At 61.3% G+C, this 17,314-nt stretch carries 19 protein-coding genes; 4 read left to right on the top strand and 15 right to left on the bottom strand.

What is annotated here, in order from left to right:
- Positions 1-8: 8 nt before the first annotated feature.
- The 5 genes from Q9295_RS04775 to Q9295_RS04755 all read right to left on the bottom strand — a co-directional run bounded on the left by Q9295_RS04775 (position 9) and on the right by Q9295_RS04755 (position 4,778).
- On the bottom strand, positions 9-1,163 hold the full coding sequence (locus tag Q9295_RS04775; RefSeq protein WP_306679370.1) for a GGDEF domain-containing protein: 1,155 nt from the start codon (positions 1,161-1,163) through the stop codon (positions 9-11).
- Positions 1,164-1,242: 79 nt separating this feature from the next.
- On the bottom strand, positions 1,243-1,863 hold the full coding sequence (locus Q9295_RS04770; protein WP_306679369.1) for a heme NO-binding domain-containing protein: 621 nt from the start codon (positions 1,861-1,863) through the stop codon (positions 1,243-1,245).
- 198 nt (positions 1,864-2,061) lie between these two features.
- On the bottom strand, positions 2,062-3,615 hold the full coding sequence (locus Q9295_RS04765) for a trimethylamine methyltransferase family protein (protein WP_306679368.1): 1,554 nt from the start codon (positions 3,613-3,615) through the stop codon (positions 2,062-2,064).
- Positions 3,616-3,714: 99 nt separating this feature from the next.
- Positions 3,715-4,410, bottom strand: coding sequence for an HAD family hydrolase (locus Q9295_RS04760; protein ID WP_306679367.1), 696 nt, complete (start codon positions 4,408-4,410; stop codon positions 3,715-3,717).
- 83 nt (positions 4,411-4,493) lie between these two features.
- Complete coding sequence (locus tag Q9295_RS04755; RefSeq protein WP_306679366.1) at positions 4,494-4,778, bottom strand: DUF3572 domain-containing protein; 285 nt, start codon at positions 4,776-4,778, stop codon at positions 4,494-4,496.
- Between the two features lie 176 nt (positions 4,779-4,954).
- On the opposite strand from Q9295_RS04755, the gene Q9295_RS04750 reads away from it, so the two are divergent.
- Positions 4,955-6,466, top strand: coding sequence for a diguanylate cyclase (locus Q9295_RS04750; RefSeq protein WP_306679365.1), 1,512 nt, complete (start codon positions 4,955-4,957; stop codon positions 6,464-6,466).
- Positions 6,467-6,477: 11 nt separating this feature from the next.
- Here Q9295_RS04750 and Q9295_RS04745 read toward each other — a convergent pair whose 3' ends face one another.
- From Q9295_RS04745 to Q9295_RS04730, 4 genes are all read right to left on the bottom strand, one after another.
- Positions 6,478-6,972: a periplasmic heavy metal sensor gene (locus tag Q9295_RS04745; RefSeq protein ID WP_306679364.1), complete on the bottom strand. Its 495-nt coding sequence runs from the start codon at positions 6,970-6,972 to the stop codon at positions 6,478-6,480.
- Positions 6,969-7,313 (bottom strand): dihydroorotate dehydrogenase, encoded by a 345-nt coding sequence (locus Q9295_RS04740; protein ID WP_306679363.1) that lies wholly within the window; start codon positions 7,311-7,313, stop codon positions 6,969-6,971. Before Q9295_RS04740 ends, Q9295_RS04745 begins: the two co-directional genes overlap by 4 nt.
- A gap of 3 nt (positions 7,314-7,316) precedes the next feature.
- Positions 7,317-7,913 carry an RNA polymerase sigma factor gene (locus tag Q9295_RS04735; protein WP_306679596.1) on the bottom strand — a complete coding sequence of 199 codons (597 nt, stop codon included), beginning with the start codon at positions 7,911-7,913 and terminating at the stop codon, positions 7,317-7,319.
- A gap of 123 nt (positions 7,914-8,036) precedes the next feature.
- Positions 8,037-8,603 (bottom strand): EF-hand domain-containing protein, encoded by a 567-nt coding sequence (locus Q9295_RS04730; protein ID WP_306679362.1) that lies wholly within the window; start codon positions 8,601-8,603, stop codon positions 8,037-8,039.
- 307 nt (positions 8,604-8,910) lie between these two features.
- On the opposite strand from Q9295_RS04730, the gene Q9295_RS04725 reads away from it, so the two are divergent.
- Together Q9295_RS04725 and Q9295_RS04720 are read left to right on the top strand one after the other, a co-directional pair.
- The gene (locus Q9295_RS04725; RefSeq protein WP_306679595.1) at positions 8,911-9,357 is read left to right on the top strand and encodes a DUF983 domain-containing protein; all 447 of its coding nucleotides are present in this window, start codon (positions 8,911-8,913) and stop codon (positions 9,355-9,357) included.
- Positions 9,354-9,959 carry an NUDIX hydrolase gene (locus tag Q9295_RS04720; protein WP_306679361.1) on the top strand — a complete coding sequence of 202 codons (606 nt, stop codon included), beginning with the start codon at positions 9,354-9,356 and terminating at the stop codon, positions 9,957-9,959. Before Q9295_RS04725 ends, Q9295_RS04720 begins: the two co-directional genes overlap by 4 nt.
- 17 nt (positions 9,960-9,976) lie before the next feature.
- Here Q9295_RS04720 and Q9295_RS04715 read toward each other — a convergent pair whose 3' ends face one another.
- Positions 9,977-10,912: a fatty acid desaturase gene (locus Q9295_RS04715; RefSeq protein ID WP_306679360.1), complete on the bottom strand. Its 936-nt coding sequence runs from the start codon at positions 10,910-10,912 to the stop codon at positions 9,977-9,979.
- Positions 10,913-11,018: 106 nt separating this feature from the next.
- Between Q9295_RS04715 and Q9295_RS04710 the strand changes: the two genes are divergently transcribed.
- Complete coding sequence (locus tag Q9295_RS04710; RefSeq protein WP_306679359.1) at positions 11,019-11,867, top strand: helix-turn-helix domain-containing protein; 849 nt, start codon at positions 11,019-11,021, stop codon at positions 11,865-11,867.
- A gap of 3 nt (positions 11,868-11,870) precedes the next feature.
- On the opposite strand, the gene Q9295_RS04705 is transcribed toward Q9295_RS04710, so the two are convergent.
- The 5 genes from Q9295_RS04705 to Q9295_RS04685 all read right to left on the bottom strand — a co-directional run bounded on the left by Q9295_RS04705 (position 11,871) and on the right by Q9295_RS04685 (position 16,754).
- Positions 11,871-12,368: a lipocalin/fatty acid-binding family protein gene (locus Q9295_RS04705; protein WP_306679358.1), complete on the bottom strand. Its 498-nt coding sequence runs from the start codon at positions 12,366-12,368 to the stop codon at positions 11,871-11,873.
- Positions 12,356-12,895 (bottom strand): hypothetical protein, encoded by a 540-nt coding sequence (locus tag Q9295_RS04700; protein WP_306679357.1) that lies wholly within the window; start codon positions 12,893-12,895, stop codon positions 12,356-12,358. Before Q9295_RS04700 ends, Q9295_RS04705 begins: the two co-directional genes overlap by 13 nt.
- A gap of 259 nt (positions 12,896-13,154) precedes the next feature.
- Complete coding sequence (rfaE1, locus tag Q9295_RS04695) at positions 13,155-14,600, bottom strand: D-glycero-beta-D-manno-heptose-7-phosphate kinase (protein WP_306679356.1); 1,446 nt, start codon at positions 14,598-14,600, stop codon at positions 13,155-13,157.
- Positions 14,601-14,673: 73 nt separating this feature from the next.
- The gene (locus Q9295_RS04690; protein WP_306679355.1) at positions 14,674-15,843 is read right to left on the bottom strand and encodes an AGE family epimerase/isomerase; all 1,170 of its coding nucleotides are present in this window, start codon (positions 15,841-15,843) and stop codon (positions 14,674-14,676) included.
- Positions 15,840-16,754, bottom strand: coding sequence for a glycosyltransferase family 9 protein (locus Q9295_RS04685; RefSeq protein ID WP_306679354.1), 915 nt, complete (start codon positions 16,752-16,754; stop codon positions 15,840-15,842). Before Q9295_RS04685 ends, Q9295_RS04690 begins: the two co-directional genes overlap by 4 nt.
- Positions 16,755-17,314: the final 560 nt, after the last annotated feature.

Here is a 17,314-nt window from a genome sequence, read left to right as displayed (position 1 = left end):
TCCTGCCCCTATGCAGCATGCGGGGGCATCCTTGCCTCCTGCACCCTGCCCCGGCCAGCTTTTTTGGCGGCATAAAGCGCGTGATCGGCCTCGGCCAAGACCCGGATCGGCTCCGCCTTGGCGCCCTGCCCCACCAAAACAAATCCAATGCTGGCCGAGATCTGGCAGACCTCCCCCTGCCAATGAATGGGGCGCGACAGCCGCGCGATGAGACGCTGGGCCAACGCTTCAACGTTTGGGCCAATTGTGCCCCCCGGTTGCACAAGCACAAACTCATCCCCGCCCACCCGAGCGAGTGAATCCCCCGCCCGACAGGCCGCGCGCATGACCTGCGCCACCTGCGCCAAGACGTGATCGCCTGCGGCATGACCAAACCGGTCATTCACCGCTTTGAAATAATCCAAGTCGATGTGGAGCAAAGCAAAAGCCTCGCCTTCACGGCAAAGTCGCGCGAGAACCGCATCGTTCGCGCGCCGATTGCGTAAGCCGGTCAAAGGATCGGTTTCAGCCTCTTCACGGGCCTGTCGTCGGGCGCGATCCAACCTTTGGGCAAGGGCCCGCAACTCTCCCGTAACCGCCTCATTCGCCTCGGCAAGATAGAGGAGTTCCATCGCCAGATCAGTCGGCGCGAAATCTGCATCCGTCAGATGCAAGCTTGAAACGGCGCGCAGCAGATCGAAGCCAAAGGAGAGGTTAACGATCCAGTGTCCAACGGCGAGAGGTGGCCGAGTGGCGCCACCCGGCACCGCCACTGTCGATGCAGAGACGGGCAAAAGCACACCGCGCAGCCGGAAGGCTTGCGGATCCCTGTGCGCGATCAGCCGAAGTTTCTGGCCAGCGACCGCAGGAAAATCCTGAACTCCACCGATCCGGGCAGAGCCGCGAAAGTCAAAAAGGCTTAAGAACGGCTGTCCTATGATTGAGCCCCCCCCTATAAGCCGCGCGATTGTTGGACCATGGGCGATCACCCTCCCCTCCGCGTCCAACACCAAATGCATTGGGGCCAAACGGTTGAGCACGCTCAAGGCCCCCGCCAGCGACGAAGTATAGAGTGCCGAAGCAAGGTCGGGCGCGCTATGGGGCAAAGGCGCAAGCGCCACGGGTGTAGCCTGCGGCTGGCGATTTACCTTAGCGGCCACGGGATGCGCGCTGCCATTCGGCACTTCCTCATCCCTCCAAGCATCTAACCATGCGGTTCGCGGGTCGGGATAAGGGCTGCTTGAACGCCGACGTTCTCTTCTTTTAACCACCATTGGCCGCCTCTTGCTGGGAAAGAGCAAAATGCTGGCCGCTGCTATGCGCCGCTTCCAAAAGTTGCACCCGGAGGGCGGCTTTGCCGCGGCCGGATGGGCGCGCTTCAATATCAATCACCACCAAGGCCCCGTAGTCATCTGCCATCGCTCTTAAGGCGCCGAGGGCGATGGGCAAAAGCGCCGGCAACGGCGTTGCCACCTCAAGCCGGAACTGTCCGGCCACGCATTCCGCCAAGCTGATTTGCGGCAGCTCAAGCCCCGGAAGGGCAAGCCGGGCACGGTCGGGTAATTCCTCAAGCGAATGGAGGAAGTCACTGAAACTGGCACCGCCGAAACGCAGCAAACGCCGCAGCGGGCGATGGCTGGGGGCAGAGACAATGAAGGTGCCTACATCCTCTAGTATCGGGTCGAGCGGTCGATCCAGCTCCCGCGCTGCGACGGTGATCAGCCGGCGCAGCACCTGTGCGTCATAAGGCAACATCGGCTCAAACCCTTCGGGCGGCTGATCGGCCAAACGTAAGATCCGCGCCCAAACCAAGGCGCCGAAGGTTTCGCGCAGGTAAGATTGGATCGCCCGCAACAGCAAGCCATACATCGCGGCATTTCCCATCAATCACGGCCCTGATTCTGCAAAGCCTAAGGGGAATGTCTTAATTTTCGCCTTCTGTCGGAGGGGAGTGCTCGGGGCTGGCGGCCGGGGCTCTGCCCCGGACCCCGGGATATTTTTGGACAGAAAATGAGGAGAGCGAAGCGATAAGTAAAAACCGCAGCTTTGGGGACTGCGGTTTTAAGGTTTTGCGGGGGTGCGTTAGAAGTCGGTGGGGGCGCCGCCTTCTTCTTTGCGCCGCGCGACAAAGCGGGTCAGTTCTTCGAGATGATCGCCGTTGATCGGCGGCGGCTCGAATTCGGCAAGGATCTGTTTATAGACCCGGTGCGCCCGCTCGTGCGTCCAGACGGCGCCGTCGATCTGCCAGGCCTCATAGTTGCGCCAATCAGAGACGAAGGGAGAATAGAAGGCGTTTTGGTAGCGGTCTTGGGTGTGTTGGACGCCGAAGTAATGCCCGCCGGCGCCGACCTCTTTGATCGCATCAAAGGCGATGTCATCGGGGCCTGTGGCATAGGTGGCTTCTTCGAAATAACGCTGGATCATCTGCAAGATTTCGCAATCCATCACGAATTTCTCGGGGCTGGCGATGAGGCCACCCTCGAGCCAACCGGCGGCGTGGTACACCATATTTGTGCCCGATTGCACCGCCGACCACAGGCTGTTGGCGGTCTCCCAGACCGATTGGCCGTCTGGCACGTTGGCGGCACAGACGCCCGAGGCGCGCATCGGCATGCCGTAGAAGCGCACCAATTGGCCGGTCATCTGCGTCGCACGCATATATTCCGGCGTGCCGAAGGCTGGCGCGCCCGATTTCATATCGACATTCGAGGTGAAGGTGCCGATCGCCACCGGGCAGCCCGGCGCGATATATTCCAGCAAAGCCACCGCCGCCAAAGCCTCGGCAATCGACAGGGCCACCGCACCCGACATGGTCACCGGCGCCATCGCGCCGGCCAAGGTGAAGGGCGTGATCACCACCGGCTGGCCGCGCTTGGCCATCCGCATCGCGCCGTCCAGCATCGGCCAATCATGCTTGAGGGGGCTGACGGAGTTGATATTGGTGAACATCCGCGGCTTGGCTTGGAATTCCTCCTCCGATAGCCCTCCGGCGATCTTCACCATCTCCATCACATCTTCGACCCGCTCGGTGCCGAGCGAATAGGCGTGGACCACCTTATCGGTCAGCACCAGCTTTTCATAAAGGCAGTCGAGGTGGCGGACTGACGGGTGCACATCAATCGGCTCAACCGGATATCCGCCCGCAACATGGATGCAGTTAAAGTACTGAGTGAGTTTGAGAAATTCCTTGTAGGTCTCAAAATCGCCCGAGCGTTTGCCGCGCTCCATATCCCAAGCATTGGGCGGCGAGGAGACGTTGACGAAGAGCATATTCTTGCCCCCCATCACCACTTCGCGGGCCGGGTTGCGCGGGGTCATGGTGAAGGTCGATGGCGCACGGCCCACCATCTCCATCACGAAATCTTCGTCCATGCGCACATTGGTGCCGTTGACGATGCAGCCTGCGCGGCGCAGATGCTCGACCGCATCGGGGTTCAGGAATTCGATGCCGATCTCCGACAGGATCCGCATCGCGCCCTTGTGGATCGCCTGCACGCCATCGGCGTCCAGCGGTTCGGTCGGGCGATCCGGGTTGACGGGGATCCGCCAGGGCATCTGGTCAATGGCGGCCGAGCCTGCCCGGACTTTCATCCCTGCCCGGCCCCCGGCGCGCTTGCGGCTTTTCTCTTCGCTCATCTCGACACTCCGATCCTTTGGATCAGAATGCCGAAGCTTCCGCACAAGCGCGCCAGCATTCAGCGACATTAAATGTCGTTTATATGCCGACCGAGCAGATTATCGCGCGACTTGCGCATCCATCCAAGCCGGCAAACCGCCGATATCGGCCAAGACAACCTCGGCATGCGGGGCCAAATCCGCCTCGCCCGCGATGCCGGTGAGCACCGCAATCGGGCGCATCCCGGCGGCTTGGCCTGCGTGCAAATCATGCAGGCTGTCGCCCACCATCAGAACTTCCGCCGGATCAAGCCCGGTCGCCGTGGCAAAGGCCAAGCACATCCCCGGTCCTGGTTTTGCGCCATGCCCGGAATCCCATCCTGCGATGAAATCGAGAAGGTCGGTCAGACCGTGACGCTCAAGATGCGCGCGGGCTGGGATTTCACTGTCATTGGTCGCCACACCCAGTTTCAGCCCACGCGCGCGAAACTCTTCGAAAAGCGCGCGCAACGGCACGGCCTCTGACATCGGTACGCCCGTTGCAACAGCATCGATCTGTTGGGTGAGGCTCTCAAGCGTGTGACCTTCAAGATGCGGCAATAGCGCGCCTGCGATCTCTTTGGCCGTGCCCGCAATCACCGGGCTTGAAGGATCAAAATTATTGGTATCCGGCAGATAGCCGATCGCCGCGGCCAATTGCCGAGCATGGGCATCGTCGCGTGCGATTTGCGTCAAGAAGCCCTGTGCCCAGCGGCCCCAGCTGGCCCGAAAGTCAAAAAGTGTGCCATCTTTGTCAAAGACGATTCCGCGGATCATTCCGTTCTCCCTAAGCGCGGGCCAGTCCCGCGCGGCCGCTTTTGGCTTAGCCGCAGCTTCGCTTGGGTGCGAACAAATGTAAATCAGGTCCAGTTTGGCACATCACCGCCGGGCAAATGCTGCCGCGCCCGCATCGGAGCCTCGGGTGCATGGCCGGTCTCGGCGCAAAAGCGCAGCAGTTGCTGCTCGTCCGACAAGAGGAAATCCAAGACCGAACCCAAAAGCTCGGGCTCGGCGGCGCGGGCGCGCACTTCACCGGCATCGGTGCCCGAATAGGCCAAGAAGGCGCCAAAGGCCTCATCCTGCGCCGCCAGCCAGCCCAAAGCTTGCAGGGCCAAACTCTCTGCGGTGCTGGCGGTAAAATTCACAGTTTTCTCCTTACGGCGCGGGTCTTCCGCATCAGGTAAACAACACCAGCAAAAAACGGAAGCATTGTCCAAGTTTTGGAAAGGATTTCTTAACGATCTCCCCCACATTCTTTTCGCAAGAAACGCATGGCACCGTCGCGAGAGAATACCGGTGAACTGGGGTGGGCAAGCTTGAGATGCATCGTCGAATTCTGATCATTGATGCGCTGGCGACCAATCGCATCGTGTTTAAAGTCAAATTGAGCGAGGCCTTCTATAGCCCGCTGATCGCCTCGGATGGTCAGACGGGTCTCGCACTGGCCCGGCTCGAGCAACCCGATCTGGTCTTGCTTGACCTATCCCTGCCGGACCAAAGTGCGACTGAGATTCTGCGCGCTCTGCGCGCTGATCCGCGCACAAGGGCGATTCCAGTCATTGCTGTGACGGACAGCCTTGATTTGGACGAGCGGCTCAAGGCGCTTTCAGCGGGGGCCGACGACGTATTGGCCAAACCGCTGCGCGAAGAGCTTTTGCTCGCCCGGTTGCGCAACCTTTTGCGCGCGAAAGGAGAGTTAGGGGCTGTAACCTCGGCTTGGGCGATGCCTGCGCAGGCGGTCTTGGGCCTCTCAGAGAACAGCACAAGCTTTGACGCAAAAGGTATCGTAGCATTGGTCTGCGATAGGCCCGAAGACGCCCTGCGCTGGAAATGCCAATTGCAGCCGATGCTGCGCGACTGTCTGGTGACCATGTCGCCCGATCAGGCGCTGAAACTGGCCCCCTATCATGGCTCATCTTTGGGTGGCCTTGCCGATGCCCCCCTGCAGCCAGCTCCAGATGACAACAGTCCCTTCCCGGCGACCGAGCGCCGCCGCAACCCGCCGGCGGTCATTCCGGACATCTTCGTGATCCCCACCGATATGTCTGTAAGTGGCGCCGGGCTGCGTCTGATGTCCGAGCTTTTCAGCCGCCCCGCGACGCGCCATGCCGCGATCTGCCTTGCGCTGCCCAACGCCGAGGCTGATCCGGCCACGATGGCCTATGATCTCGGTGCCGATGATGTCGTCTCACAAGCCGTAGATCCACGCGAATTGGTGCTGCGTTTGCGCATTTTGCTGCGACGCAAACGGCAAACAGATTGGCAGCGCGCTTCGGTTGAAGATGGGTTGCGAATGGCGGTGATCGACCCCTTGACCGGCCTTCACAATCGCCGCTTTGCGCTGCCCCGGCTGGCGGAAATTGCGGCTCATTCAGCGCGAGAGGGCTTGGATTTTGCGGTGATGGTGGTCGACCTTGACCACTTCAAGGCCGTGAATGATCGCTTTGGTCACTTGGCGGGAGATCGGGTTTTAACCGATGTGGCGCTCCGGCTGTCCGATAACTTGCGGATCAGCGACCTTTTAGCGCGGATCGGCGGCGAAGAGTTCTTAGTGGCTCTGCCTCAGACCCCCTATGACAAGGCGCAGCAGGTCGCCCAACGGCTCCGCCAAGTCATCAGCGAGCATCCGATAGTGCTGCCCTCGGGCGAGCCGTTGACCGTCACAGCCTCGATCGGCGTAGCGATGGGCGCTGCAGGCCGCGACACCGGATCATCGCCGGAGCAGCAAATGATTGATGTGGCCGATTTGGTCGAAAGCGCCGATCAGGCCTTGCGCGCATCGAAGCTCAGCGGCCGCAATCAAGTGACCTTCGCCACCCGCACAGCCGCCTGAGAGCAAAAGGCTTAGCTCTTAGACGGTTGCGCTTTGCGGCCATGCTGCAACCGCTCTTCCAGCCGGTCGGCAAAAGCCGCGCGTTCGGTCGCACTCATCTGCGCCAAATGACCGGCGACCAAAAGCCGACCGCTGTCGATAAGACGCTGATTGCGGCTGGCAACAGCGGCCAAGGCCGCGTCCAAAGCGTTGGCATCAAAGGGTTCTGCCCGCAAAGCCTGTACCACCGCGGCGAATTCGGCCTGCGCCTCATGCCGCTGATCGCGGAACTCAGAATGTTGCGCGACAAAGGCTTTGCGCAATGCCCGGCGGTCTTCGCGGTCCAATACCTCACTCAGGGGCCCCAGACCAAAATCGCGGCTGCCCCTTTGGGGCGGGCCATCGCGCAGCATCACCCCGCCGACCACCCCCGCCACGGCGACATTCAGCGCCAGCGAGATTGCCAAAGCGATCCGCAAACCGCGGAGGCCGAGCTTGGGCTTGCTGTCCATATCTACCGCGCTCATTGCCCAAATTCCTCTGCTAAGAACAAATCACTCGCCGCCATCATCTGCACCTGCGCTTGCGGAGCCATCACCCCGGCCAGCCAATCCGAACTCAATGGCCCGGCATAGCCAAAGGCCAGCCCCGCCACCGCCGCCGTCGCCAGACCCGGAGCGAAACCGCCCCAAAGCTCTGCCATCGCGGCATAAGCCCGCTGCCACCAAACCACTTGCGCCTTGGCCCGAGGCTGCGGCTGGAAAGCCGCGGCATCCGCAAGCACCTGCGCCATCAGCTTAGGCGAGACCGCCGGCTGCGCCTCACGCGCGGCGGCAAAGAACCCGTCCAGATCATCCGTTCCGGTCATCGCTCAATCCTCATAATAGCCCAAGGCCTCACGCTTTTGGCCCAAAGCTGCGGTCAGCGCCCGCTTGCCTCTTGCGGTAAGACTTTCCACCGCTTCAACCCCAATACCCATCACCAAAGCGATCTCGGGATTGGTCAGCCCTTCGATATGGCGTAAGATCACCGCCTCACGTTGACGATCCGGCAGGTCGGCCAAAGCGCCATCCAATGCCGAAACCCGTGCAGCTTGCAGCATCTGCGCCTCGGAGCCCGGAGCCTCATCCAGAGCATCGGGCAAGTCATCGCCCATCGGCACTGCCCGCCGCCCTGCCCCGCGCCGCCGATCGCTGCAAAGATTGGTCACCACGCGGTAGAGCCAAGTCGTCACCTTGGCCTCCCCCGCCCGCCAATCGGGCGCGATCTTCCAAAGCCGCAGCATCGCCTCTTGCGCCACATCCTCGGCCTCGGCGCGGTCGCCATTTAAAAGCCGCGCGGCATAGCCCAAGGTCCGAGGCAACAGGCGTGCCGCCAGATCCCGCGCCGCCGCAGGGTCGCCCAAGGCGTAAAGCGCCAAAAGCGCCTCATCCGACCGCTCTAATCCTGCGTCAAACGCCATTCTTATCCCAAGGCCCGGTTCTGATGCCAAAGCTCTGAGCTTTGATCCCGCGGCGCAAGTCCTTGCCTGCGCCGCCTGTTAAGGACCGCCGCGTCTCAGCCGTAGCCGACGCGGCGGCAAAGGATTGGCTCAGTTCAGGTCCCACCAGCCGCCACGCGGGCCGCCGAAACCATAACCATCGTGCTCCCCTGCATGCGGCCCATGATGCCTACCATGCATACCGCCGGGTTTGCCCTTGCCCCGGGGGCCATGCGCTTCAGCCGCAAGCGCCTCTTCCTTCGAGATCGCGCCATCACCATCGGTATCCGCCCGCTCGAACGGCGTCTTGCGCTTGCCGATCTGAGCATATTCCTCGGCCGAGAGTTGCCCATCCTTATCGGCATCAAACCGCGCGATCATCTTGGCCGATTGCGCGGCAATCTTCGCTTCGATCTGCGCCATGCGCATCGCCGTCAACTCTTCGGCCGAGAGACTGCCGTTTTGATCTGCATCGGTTTCAGCAAAGCGCGCGGCTTGAGAAGCGCGGATTTCCTCGGGCGTTACTTTGCCGTCTTTGTCAGCGTCGAGTGCGTCAAAGCGCGCCTCATTGGCCTCCGCAGCCGAAGCTTTTGGGGCAGTTTCTGCAAAGGCGAAACCCGCAGCCGAGGCAGCGGCAAAGCCAGCCAAAGCAAGGGCGGTGAGCGTTTTGCTTTTCATTCGACGTCTCCTTAAACCTTACAGCACAAGTGTTTGGCGCGGGTTCCAACTGAAGATGCCCGGCCGATCAGAGCCATCTCGCTGCGCTTGATGATCCCCGATATCCTAGATACGCCGCACCCGGCGCATTCCGTCGCAGCCATGAAACGGCAGGCAAAGAATTTTCAAAAGGCTCTGCGGCATGCGGACACACCCGCCGCAAAGCCCTTTGGTTTGGCGGGAACCTCGCTTATGTAAAGGCCATCCCGGAACTCGAGGACATCTCGCCGTGACCCAGACTTTGCCTTCTCCCGCCTTGGAACCGCAGCTGAATGAGCTTGCAGGCCAAAGCGTCGTTACCGCTTCCGAGCCTGAAGCCGAGCACGAGGACCGCCCCCTGAAGCCCGCTTTGCTGCGTGGCTGGCGGATGCGTTGCCCCAGCTGCGGCGCCGGACCGATGCTGCGCGGTTATCTGACCGTGCGCGATTCTTGCCCGGTTTGTCAGCAAGAGCTGCATCACCATCAGGCCGATGACGGCCCAGCCTATCTGACCATTCTGATCGTCGGCCACTTGATGGCGCCGCTGATGCTGGTGGTCTTTACGAAGATGCGGCCCGATCCTTTGATCATGTCGGTGATCTTCTCGGTCGGCTGTGTGGCGCTTTCATTGTGGCTGCTGCCGCGGCTCAAAGGCGCTGTCGTGGCCATGCAATGGGCCAAGCGGATGCATGGCTTTGGCAAGGCCCCGGCCCCGCAAAGCACCACCGACGCATGAGTGATCTGGCCGCCGCCCCTCCGATCCGGGCTGCTGCCACGATCGTTCTGACCCGCAGGCTGCCCCAAGGTGAGACGCAAGTCTTGATGGGGCAGCGCGGGGCAGCTGCTGCCTTTATGCCATCGAAATATGTCTTTCCCGGCGGCGGTGTGGACCCCGAGGATGCCTTCGACGGCCCCCTGCCGCTGAACGGGGAATGCGCCCGGCGGCTCGCTCAGGTCGCACCGCCCGGCCCCTTGGTCGCGGCGGCGCTGCGCGAGCTGCAGGAAGAAACCGCCCTTGCCCTGCGCGCCGACCGTCCCTCGATGCGCTTTGTCTTCCGCGCGATCACGCCCCCCGGTCGCAGCCGCCGTTTTGACGCATGCTTCTTTCTGGCCGATGCTGCGGATGTCAGCGGCAGCTTGGACCATTTCGACGAAAGCCTGACCGAACTGTCGCATCTGCATTGGATTGGCCTCGACGCCGCCCGGGCCTTAGATCTGCCCTTCATCACCGAGGTGGTGCTGGCCGAGGTGACCAACCTGATCCGAGGCGGCACGCAACCCGGCGTGCCCTTCTTCGACAATTCCGGCCCAGTACCCACCTTCCGCCGCATCGACTAAAAGGCCGTCGCCCTGCTTTAGTCGTTGTGCAAATCCCGCTTTTGGTGCTTCTGCACCGGGTAGATTGGATGCGGCACCGGATCTTTGGCTTTCAGGAAATATTTCCCGAAAACCTCAAGATACGAGCGATAGACATAGCCCTCATTGCACTGTTGGAACGCCGTACTTTGGCTGCGGTAAAGCCTAGGAAGATCATACCAAGCCACTTTGGGATTCATGTGATGCACGACATGCAGGTTGTTGTTTAGAAAGAGCAAAGCCAGTGGGCCGCGATCTTCAACAATGGCGGTGCGCGCGGCGAAGTCGTTATGTGCGCGGTGCTCTAGATAGGTGCGGATCTTCAGAAGGGACGCGCCCAGATAGGCACCCAGCACATAGCCGCCGAGAGACATTTTCCCGATGCCCACCCACCACCAGCTGGCCAGCATCAAGAGGCCAATCCCGTGGAGGAGGTATGAGATCGCGATGCGTCGGTTTCCCTTAAGGATCGCCCGCAGGTCCAAAGCCCAGAACATCATCGCCCCGATCACCGGGCCGATCACCATCCGGCCAAGCAAGGTGTTGTTGGCGCGCAGCAAGATCTGCAAGGGGCGCGCCAGGCCTGCCCAGACCTTAGGGTCCAGATAATTCGACTCTGGATCGTCATAGGGATCGGTCAGCAAAGGGTCGCGGTGATGCGCGATATGGGTGTCACGAAACCGCAGATAGGGGTAGAGCAGCCCCAAAGGCACGAAGACCAAGGCATGGTTCAAGTGACTGTTTCGGAAGGGATGTCCGTGCAGCATCTCATGCTGCAGTGATGAATGCTGCGCCACCGCAAGACCCAGTATTACGACAGCGAGCGGCGTCGAAAACTCCCATAGCCAAGTCGTCGCCAACGCCCATACCGCATAGGTACAAGCCAAAAGCAAAAGTGTCGGCCATTCCGTCTTGCGCAAAACCAAAACCTTCAAGCAGAGTTCCTGAACAAGGTTAGCACTTGATGCAAAGTTCGAGAACGCCGAGAATGCGCAGCATTAAGTCACTATCGTTTTGTTAAATCACCAATGGTGAGGCATCATGGACAAACGTGACCGCGCTGCCCTTTTCCGCCTACGCCTCTCCGAGGCGATGAGCCGCCGCAATATCTCACAAGCCGCACTTGCCCGGGCTTGCGGTGTTGACCGCTCCACCCTCTCGGCTCTGCTTTCGCCCTCGGTGCGGATGCCCAACGCTCAGTTGGCGGCCGATTGTGCCACCGCGCTCGGCGTTTCAAGCGACTGGCTTTTGGGGCTGTCGCTGAGGCCCGAGCCCGTGGCGGACCTGCTCGCCACCTCGCTCACCATCACTGAAGCGCCGCGCGCCTTGATCGATGAGACGATCTTCGGTTGGCACCGAGAGGCGGCGGGCTACAAAATCCGGCATGTGCCCGCCACTTTGCCCGACATGTTGAAGACGCGAGCGGTGGTGGATTGGGAATATGCGCCGCAGCTGGGCCGCAGTGCGGGGCAAGCGATCGGAGCTTTTGAGGACCGTTTGGCTTGGATGCGCGGCGCGCGGTCGGATTATGAGATCGCGCTCCCCCTGCATGAACTGGACGCATTCGCCCATGCGGAAGGCTATTATCGTGGGCTTGGCGCCGAAGTGCGACTTGAGCAGTTGGATCGGCTGATCGAGCTTTGTGAGCAGCTCTACCCCTCACTAAGGCTTTGCCTTTTTGACGCGCGCCGGGTGTTTTCTGCCCCCGTCACCGTCTTCGGACCGCTTCTGGCAGTGGTTTATCTCGGTCGCAGCTACATCGCCTTTCGTGATGCAGCGCGCGTGCAATCGATGACCGACCATTTCGATTGGCTGGTGCGTGAGGCAGAAATCGGCGCCCGCGATGCCGCGCAGCATCTGCGCCAATTGAAGGCGCAGATCCGGGATTAAGGCTTAATAAGCTTTGAACCGCGCCTTCGAATATCCATTGAAATCAAAGACCTCTGCCGCCGCATGCAGCCTGTCGCCCGAGATTTTTTCGCGATCAAGCAAGAAGCCAAAGCTGCCGTCCGGTGTTCCGATCGCAAGGGTGCGGTAGCCGCTGTCGACCCAGATCACCCACCAATCCTGCATCCCCGGCACCGCCATGCGCCCCGGCCCGACCATCCGAAGCGGACCTTGCGCCTGCACGATGCGACCGTTCAGACAAAGCTGTGCTGCAATCTCGGGACCCGTCGCGCCTTTGCGGAACTCGACCCCGCCGGGCTTGCAGCCGGGGTTATCTCCGGCCGAAAACGCCGCCACCTGCGTCCAGCGCCCCTCGACGCGTGAGACGTCGAAAGCGGCCGAGGAATAGATTTCGGTCTTGGGGCTGCGAAAGCCTGCGATGTGCGACGAAGGCGCGGCGCATGCGGCCAAAAAGAGCAGAGCAACCAGCTTTAATCGAGACACAACGTCATCCTTACACCATTGTCCTGCACCACCTCATTGCAGCCAAAAAGCGGCTGATATGGTGCACAGGTATTTGATCTTGCAAGACATTCCCCCTGGCACTGGGTACCATTGGTGCAGCGCTTGCCCGCATCTTTCGTGCGCTTGACGCAAGTATGGGCTGACGAGCTGCCCGCCTTGACCCAGACATCGCCCCTCTTCTCGCAAGCGAGCTGCGTCGCTGTTTTCAGCACTTCGGGCACCGCCGGAGCCGCAACAGGGGCTGCCCCATCGGGCGCGACTGTCGCAGCCTCAGGAAGCTCTGCTGGCTTGGCTTTGGGTTTCAAGGCTGTGGACTCAGCCGGCGGCATGTCCGGGGAGGGTTGGGTCGCGGCGCTCGCCGCTGGCGCTGGTGCGGGCGCATCAAGCGCCGTCACCTCGATCGCGCTGCCCGTGATAGGATTGGCGGCAGGCTCTTTTGAGGCGCCACCACCTGGCAAGCAGGCCGCCAGAAACAGCAGTGCCGATATCCCCGCGATGATCCGCATGCCAGACCGCATCCCTACCCCCATATGCTTTGAGGTTTGTGGACCGATTGCCGCGACGCCGCAAGGCCTTGAGACAAGGCGGCAAGGCACGCGGCGACCCTCTTTCGGAAGAAGAAAGCCTCGATCTGGCGCTTGGCAGGGCTGTGCCAACGCGCATCGCTGCCGAACCAATCGCAGACGGCAACTGCGCCCAGCCCCACCTTTTACAGGTCCGCCTCGATACGCGAGCCGATAAATCCGGCAGCACCCGCCACAAGGATCATGACGATTTTTCCATCTGGGCCCGAGCGATGATGTTGCTGGAACTGGCTCCGGGGATAAGCTCGGCCAGCCGGACCTCGCCGCCATAGGAGAGCACCAGATCCGCGCCAACAATCGTTTCTACGGTGTAATCCGCGCCTTTGACCAACACATCGGGGCGGATGGCTGCGATAAGGTCGATCGGTGTATCGGCCTCGAAGATCACCACAGCATCGACCGAGCCGAATGCACCAAGCACGATGGCACGATCTCGCTCGGCGTTGACGGGTCGGGTCGGTCCTTTCAACCGCCGCACCGAGGCATCGGCGTTTAGGCCTACGATCAGGCAATCGCATTGCGCCCGGCTCCAGGCCAGAAGCGAGATATGGCCGGGATGCACGATGTCAAAGACCCCGTTCGTGAAGCCCACGCGTTTGCCCTCAGCCCGGCGGGCAGCGGCATAACGGGTGGCTTCATCGATCGTCAGCACGACTGGCGGGCCGCTGCGCCGAGGCTGGGTCGCGCGCTCCACCGCCTCGATCAACTCGTCGGGGGCCACAGTCGCGGTGCCACGCTTGCCAACGACAATGCCGGCCGCATGATTGGCCAGCCGCGCCGCATCGGCCAGCTCTGTGCCTGAGGCGACGGCGGCGGCAAGCGTGGCGATCACGGTATCGCCGGCCCCCACCACATCAAACACCTCACGCGCGGCAGTCGGCACATGCAAAGCCGCGCCTGTCGGATCAATCAAGGTCATGCCCTTTTCGCTCCGAGTGATCAGCACCGCGCCCCCCGGCCCCAACTGCGCCAGGCAGGCCCGGCCCGAGGCCTCGGCGCTGGTGTCATCATGCTGCGGATTGATGCCCGAGGCGGCTTCAGCCTCGCGCGCATTAGGGGTGAGCAAGGTGGCCCCATGATAGCGGCTGAAATCTTGTGATTTGGGGTCCACGATCACCGGAACCCCAGCCACCTGCGCCAAAGCGATCACGCCGCGGATCACCGGCAGGGTCAGAACGCCTTTGGCGTAATCCGACAACACAACCGCCCCGGATTTGGGCAGATGGAGCGCGACACTGGCCAGAATTTGCCCCTCGATCTGCGGCGGGATCGGCAGGCTTTCTTCGAAGTCCACCCGCAGCATATGCTGGCCCTGTGCCACATAGCGCACCTTGCGCGTGGTAGGACGATCGTGGGTCTTGTGCAGCATAGCGGTGATGCCAGGCTGCTCCAAGAGTGTGCTCAACTCGGCCGACGCCGCATCCGCACCACAAACGCCAATCAACGTGCAAACACCGCCCAAGGCTGCAATGTTGCGCGCCACATTGGCAGCCCCCCCAGGCACGTCGCGGGCCGCACCGGCTTGGAACACCGGCACCGGGCTTTCGGGCGAGATGCGCTGCACCTTGCCCTCGACGAAGCGGTCAACCATGACATCGCCAATACAAAGCACTTGCGCGCCGGTCATGGCTTGCACGCGTTGCACTAAACTAGATGGGCCGGGATCTGGCACGGACGAAACTCCCAAGCAAAATAACGACTTAACGTCCTATGGCACGGTGCGGCAGGATCACCTGCAGCGCGCAAATCAAATGGTAAAAACTGCTGGCGCGGACCGGCTCATTTATGAATGTGCCGTCTGTCCGCATCACCTCACGCCAAAGGCCAAGGCATTGTGGCGGGCCGGTGATCAAGAAGGCGCGCAGCCCTGCCAAAGCGGGCAATAACCGTGCGCGCGCTTCGGATTTTATCTGAGCGCTGGCAAACGGGCTGGTTGCAAGCTCTGCCCAAGCCTTTACCCGTTCGGTCTGCGGCCAAAGCTTAGCCTGCGCATCACGGGGCGCGAAGTCACCATCGACTGCGTTGATCGCAACGCCGCGCTGCTGGCAAATGCCATGATCCTCGCCGATCCGGATCAGCCGCAAAGCGGCATCAAAAGCGCTGGCGTCGCCGCAAAGCCGCGCCCAGCGGGCCAAGAGCCAACCCCATTCGAACTGGTGACCCGGCTCAATCAAGGGATTGCCAGGAGGGCCAAGCGGTTGCCAAGCAAGATCGAAAAGCTCAGGCATCGCGCCTGAGGGCAAGAGCATCCGTTGCTGCGCGAGGCCAATAATCTCGGCCGCTTTGCCGTGCCAAAAGCCATCGGCGTCATGATCACCTTCGGCCCATTCAAGAAAGGCCTCTAGCAGATGCATATGCGGATTGGCCCGCAAGGGCGAAGTGGCGGGAGCGGTCTCCTGGTAGCCGCCCAAAGGATGGGCGTAATCGGCAGACAGCCTTTGCGCGATCCGGCGGGCGCGGGCGGAAAGCGCGGTCACATCAGCGCGAGAGCGGGCCGCAACCGCCAGAGCGAAGAGCACAAAGGCCACATCGTAATTGTCATGCCCTGGAACGGCTAGGCCGGTGGCCGGATCGACCGCCATGACCACACGATCCTCGGGCGTCAAAAGATGGCGGTTCAGAAAACTCAGCCCATGCGCCACCAGATCAGACGCAGGCCCTTGCCAACCAAGTTCGGCCCCCCTGACGAAGCAATAGATCTGACGGGCCGTGAGCCGTGCTCGATGCGGCGCCTCGAGCGGGGTCAGATCGAAGGATAGCCTTTCGTGATAGCCGCCAAAGTGATGATCGACACCATAGCCGGCCCAGAGCGGTAAAGCGTGCGCCAAAAGCCAGTTGCGCAGATCGGCGTCGAAGATTTCAAGCTTCATGTCATCACGCAATCAACCTGCCCCGCCCCTCCGCGCAGAAGGTGCAGTGCGGCAGCTTCAACCTCGTCCACGGTGATCGCCCCCACGCCCGCCATGCGGTGCAAAACACTGACGACCGGCCCAAAGGGGTGCCATTTGCCGGGAGGGTTATTGTCGCCGAAAAGACCCAAAACCGGGACGCCCACATTGGCGGCGAGGTGCAAAGGCCCAGAGTCATGACCGATGAAACAAGCCGCCCCTTTCATCGCCGCCGCAGATTCCCGCGGCTGCAACTGGCCGCAAAGATCCAGTTTGGGCCCGGGCCACGGATCTAGCAACGCAGCCGCGCGGGCAGAATCGCTTGGCGCGCCCACGACCATCAGACCAAAGTTCGGGCGATGGGCCGCCAGCCGCTCGATCAACTGGCGCCAGTTTTCATGGCCCCAATCATTGCGATGAACCTTGCCGCCCATATTGATCGCGATGAACTCAGCCCCCCCAAGCGGCGCGCGACTTTCAACGCCGCGTGCCGTCTCGATGGGGGTCAACTGAAGGTTCCAAGCACTTGGATCATCCAAATCCACCGGGCCAATCGACAAGACGCAATTGCGGGCCAGCCTTGCGGCCTCTGGCTCAAGCCAGCCGTCCGGCAGGGTTCGGCATTGACGCAAATCGGCGCTCGCGGGGAAAGCGAGAATGTCGCGAAAACCACAGAGCCGGAAGAAGAGGTAATCACGCCAGACGGCACGGCGGGGGCGTTCGGGCATGAGATAGACCAAACGGCGCGCCCCGGTGGCGCGAAGCCGCGCCCGCAGCGCCAAAATCTGCCTTGGAGCACGAAGCCCGACCGGATAATCGATCGCCTCATCCACGAATTGACCGTCGCGCCCCAGAACCGCCAAAAGTGGCGCGGCTTTGGAGGATACCGGCATATTGGTTAATAGAATTCTTCGGGCATTTGGAAATGCCCGTTGAATCGCATGGAAGCACGGCAAAGCAACGATTGTGTCGCCCAAACTTCCCAAGCGGAAGATAATAACCGGATCCCTCTGCACCTGTCCCGCCACACCACCTCCGGTTTGTTTACTGAGGCACATCACCCAGCTGCCTCAATTGAACTTCGACTGACGCGCGTAATAACCCCGAAGGTTGAACTTTATGTTCGGGACCAATTGATCGTTGTAGCGATGAGAAGTAGGCAAGTTCAGCCAATTTTTCGCCACTTCAGGCCAAAATCAATCCGATTCATCACCACACTTGGCAACGAAGTCATACGCCGATCCGCAACACCACCACAGGTTGACTTAGAAAGAATCAACGCTACTAATAATTAATAAAATCGCAAACGATAAAAGTTGCCAAGCCTATCACTGCGCAATCCAATCAGCGGAACATTACGTAGCGCCTGCTGAAATAAATGAACAGCGCTAGGGTCAGGACTCGTTCTTGTGTCATAGCCAGAAGATGACGGTTGCGGCGAGGGCGACGACGG

Source organism: Pseudogemmobacter lacusdianii, from assembly GCF_030848395.1.
GTDB lineage: Bacteria > Pseudomonadota > Alphaproteobacteria > Rhodobacterales > Rhodobacteraceae > Pseudogemmobacter > Pseudogemmobacter lacusdianii.
Note: the sequence above shows the minus strand (reverse complement) of the source record. Positions and strands in the feature narration are given on the sequence as shown.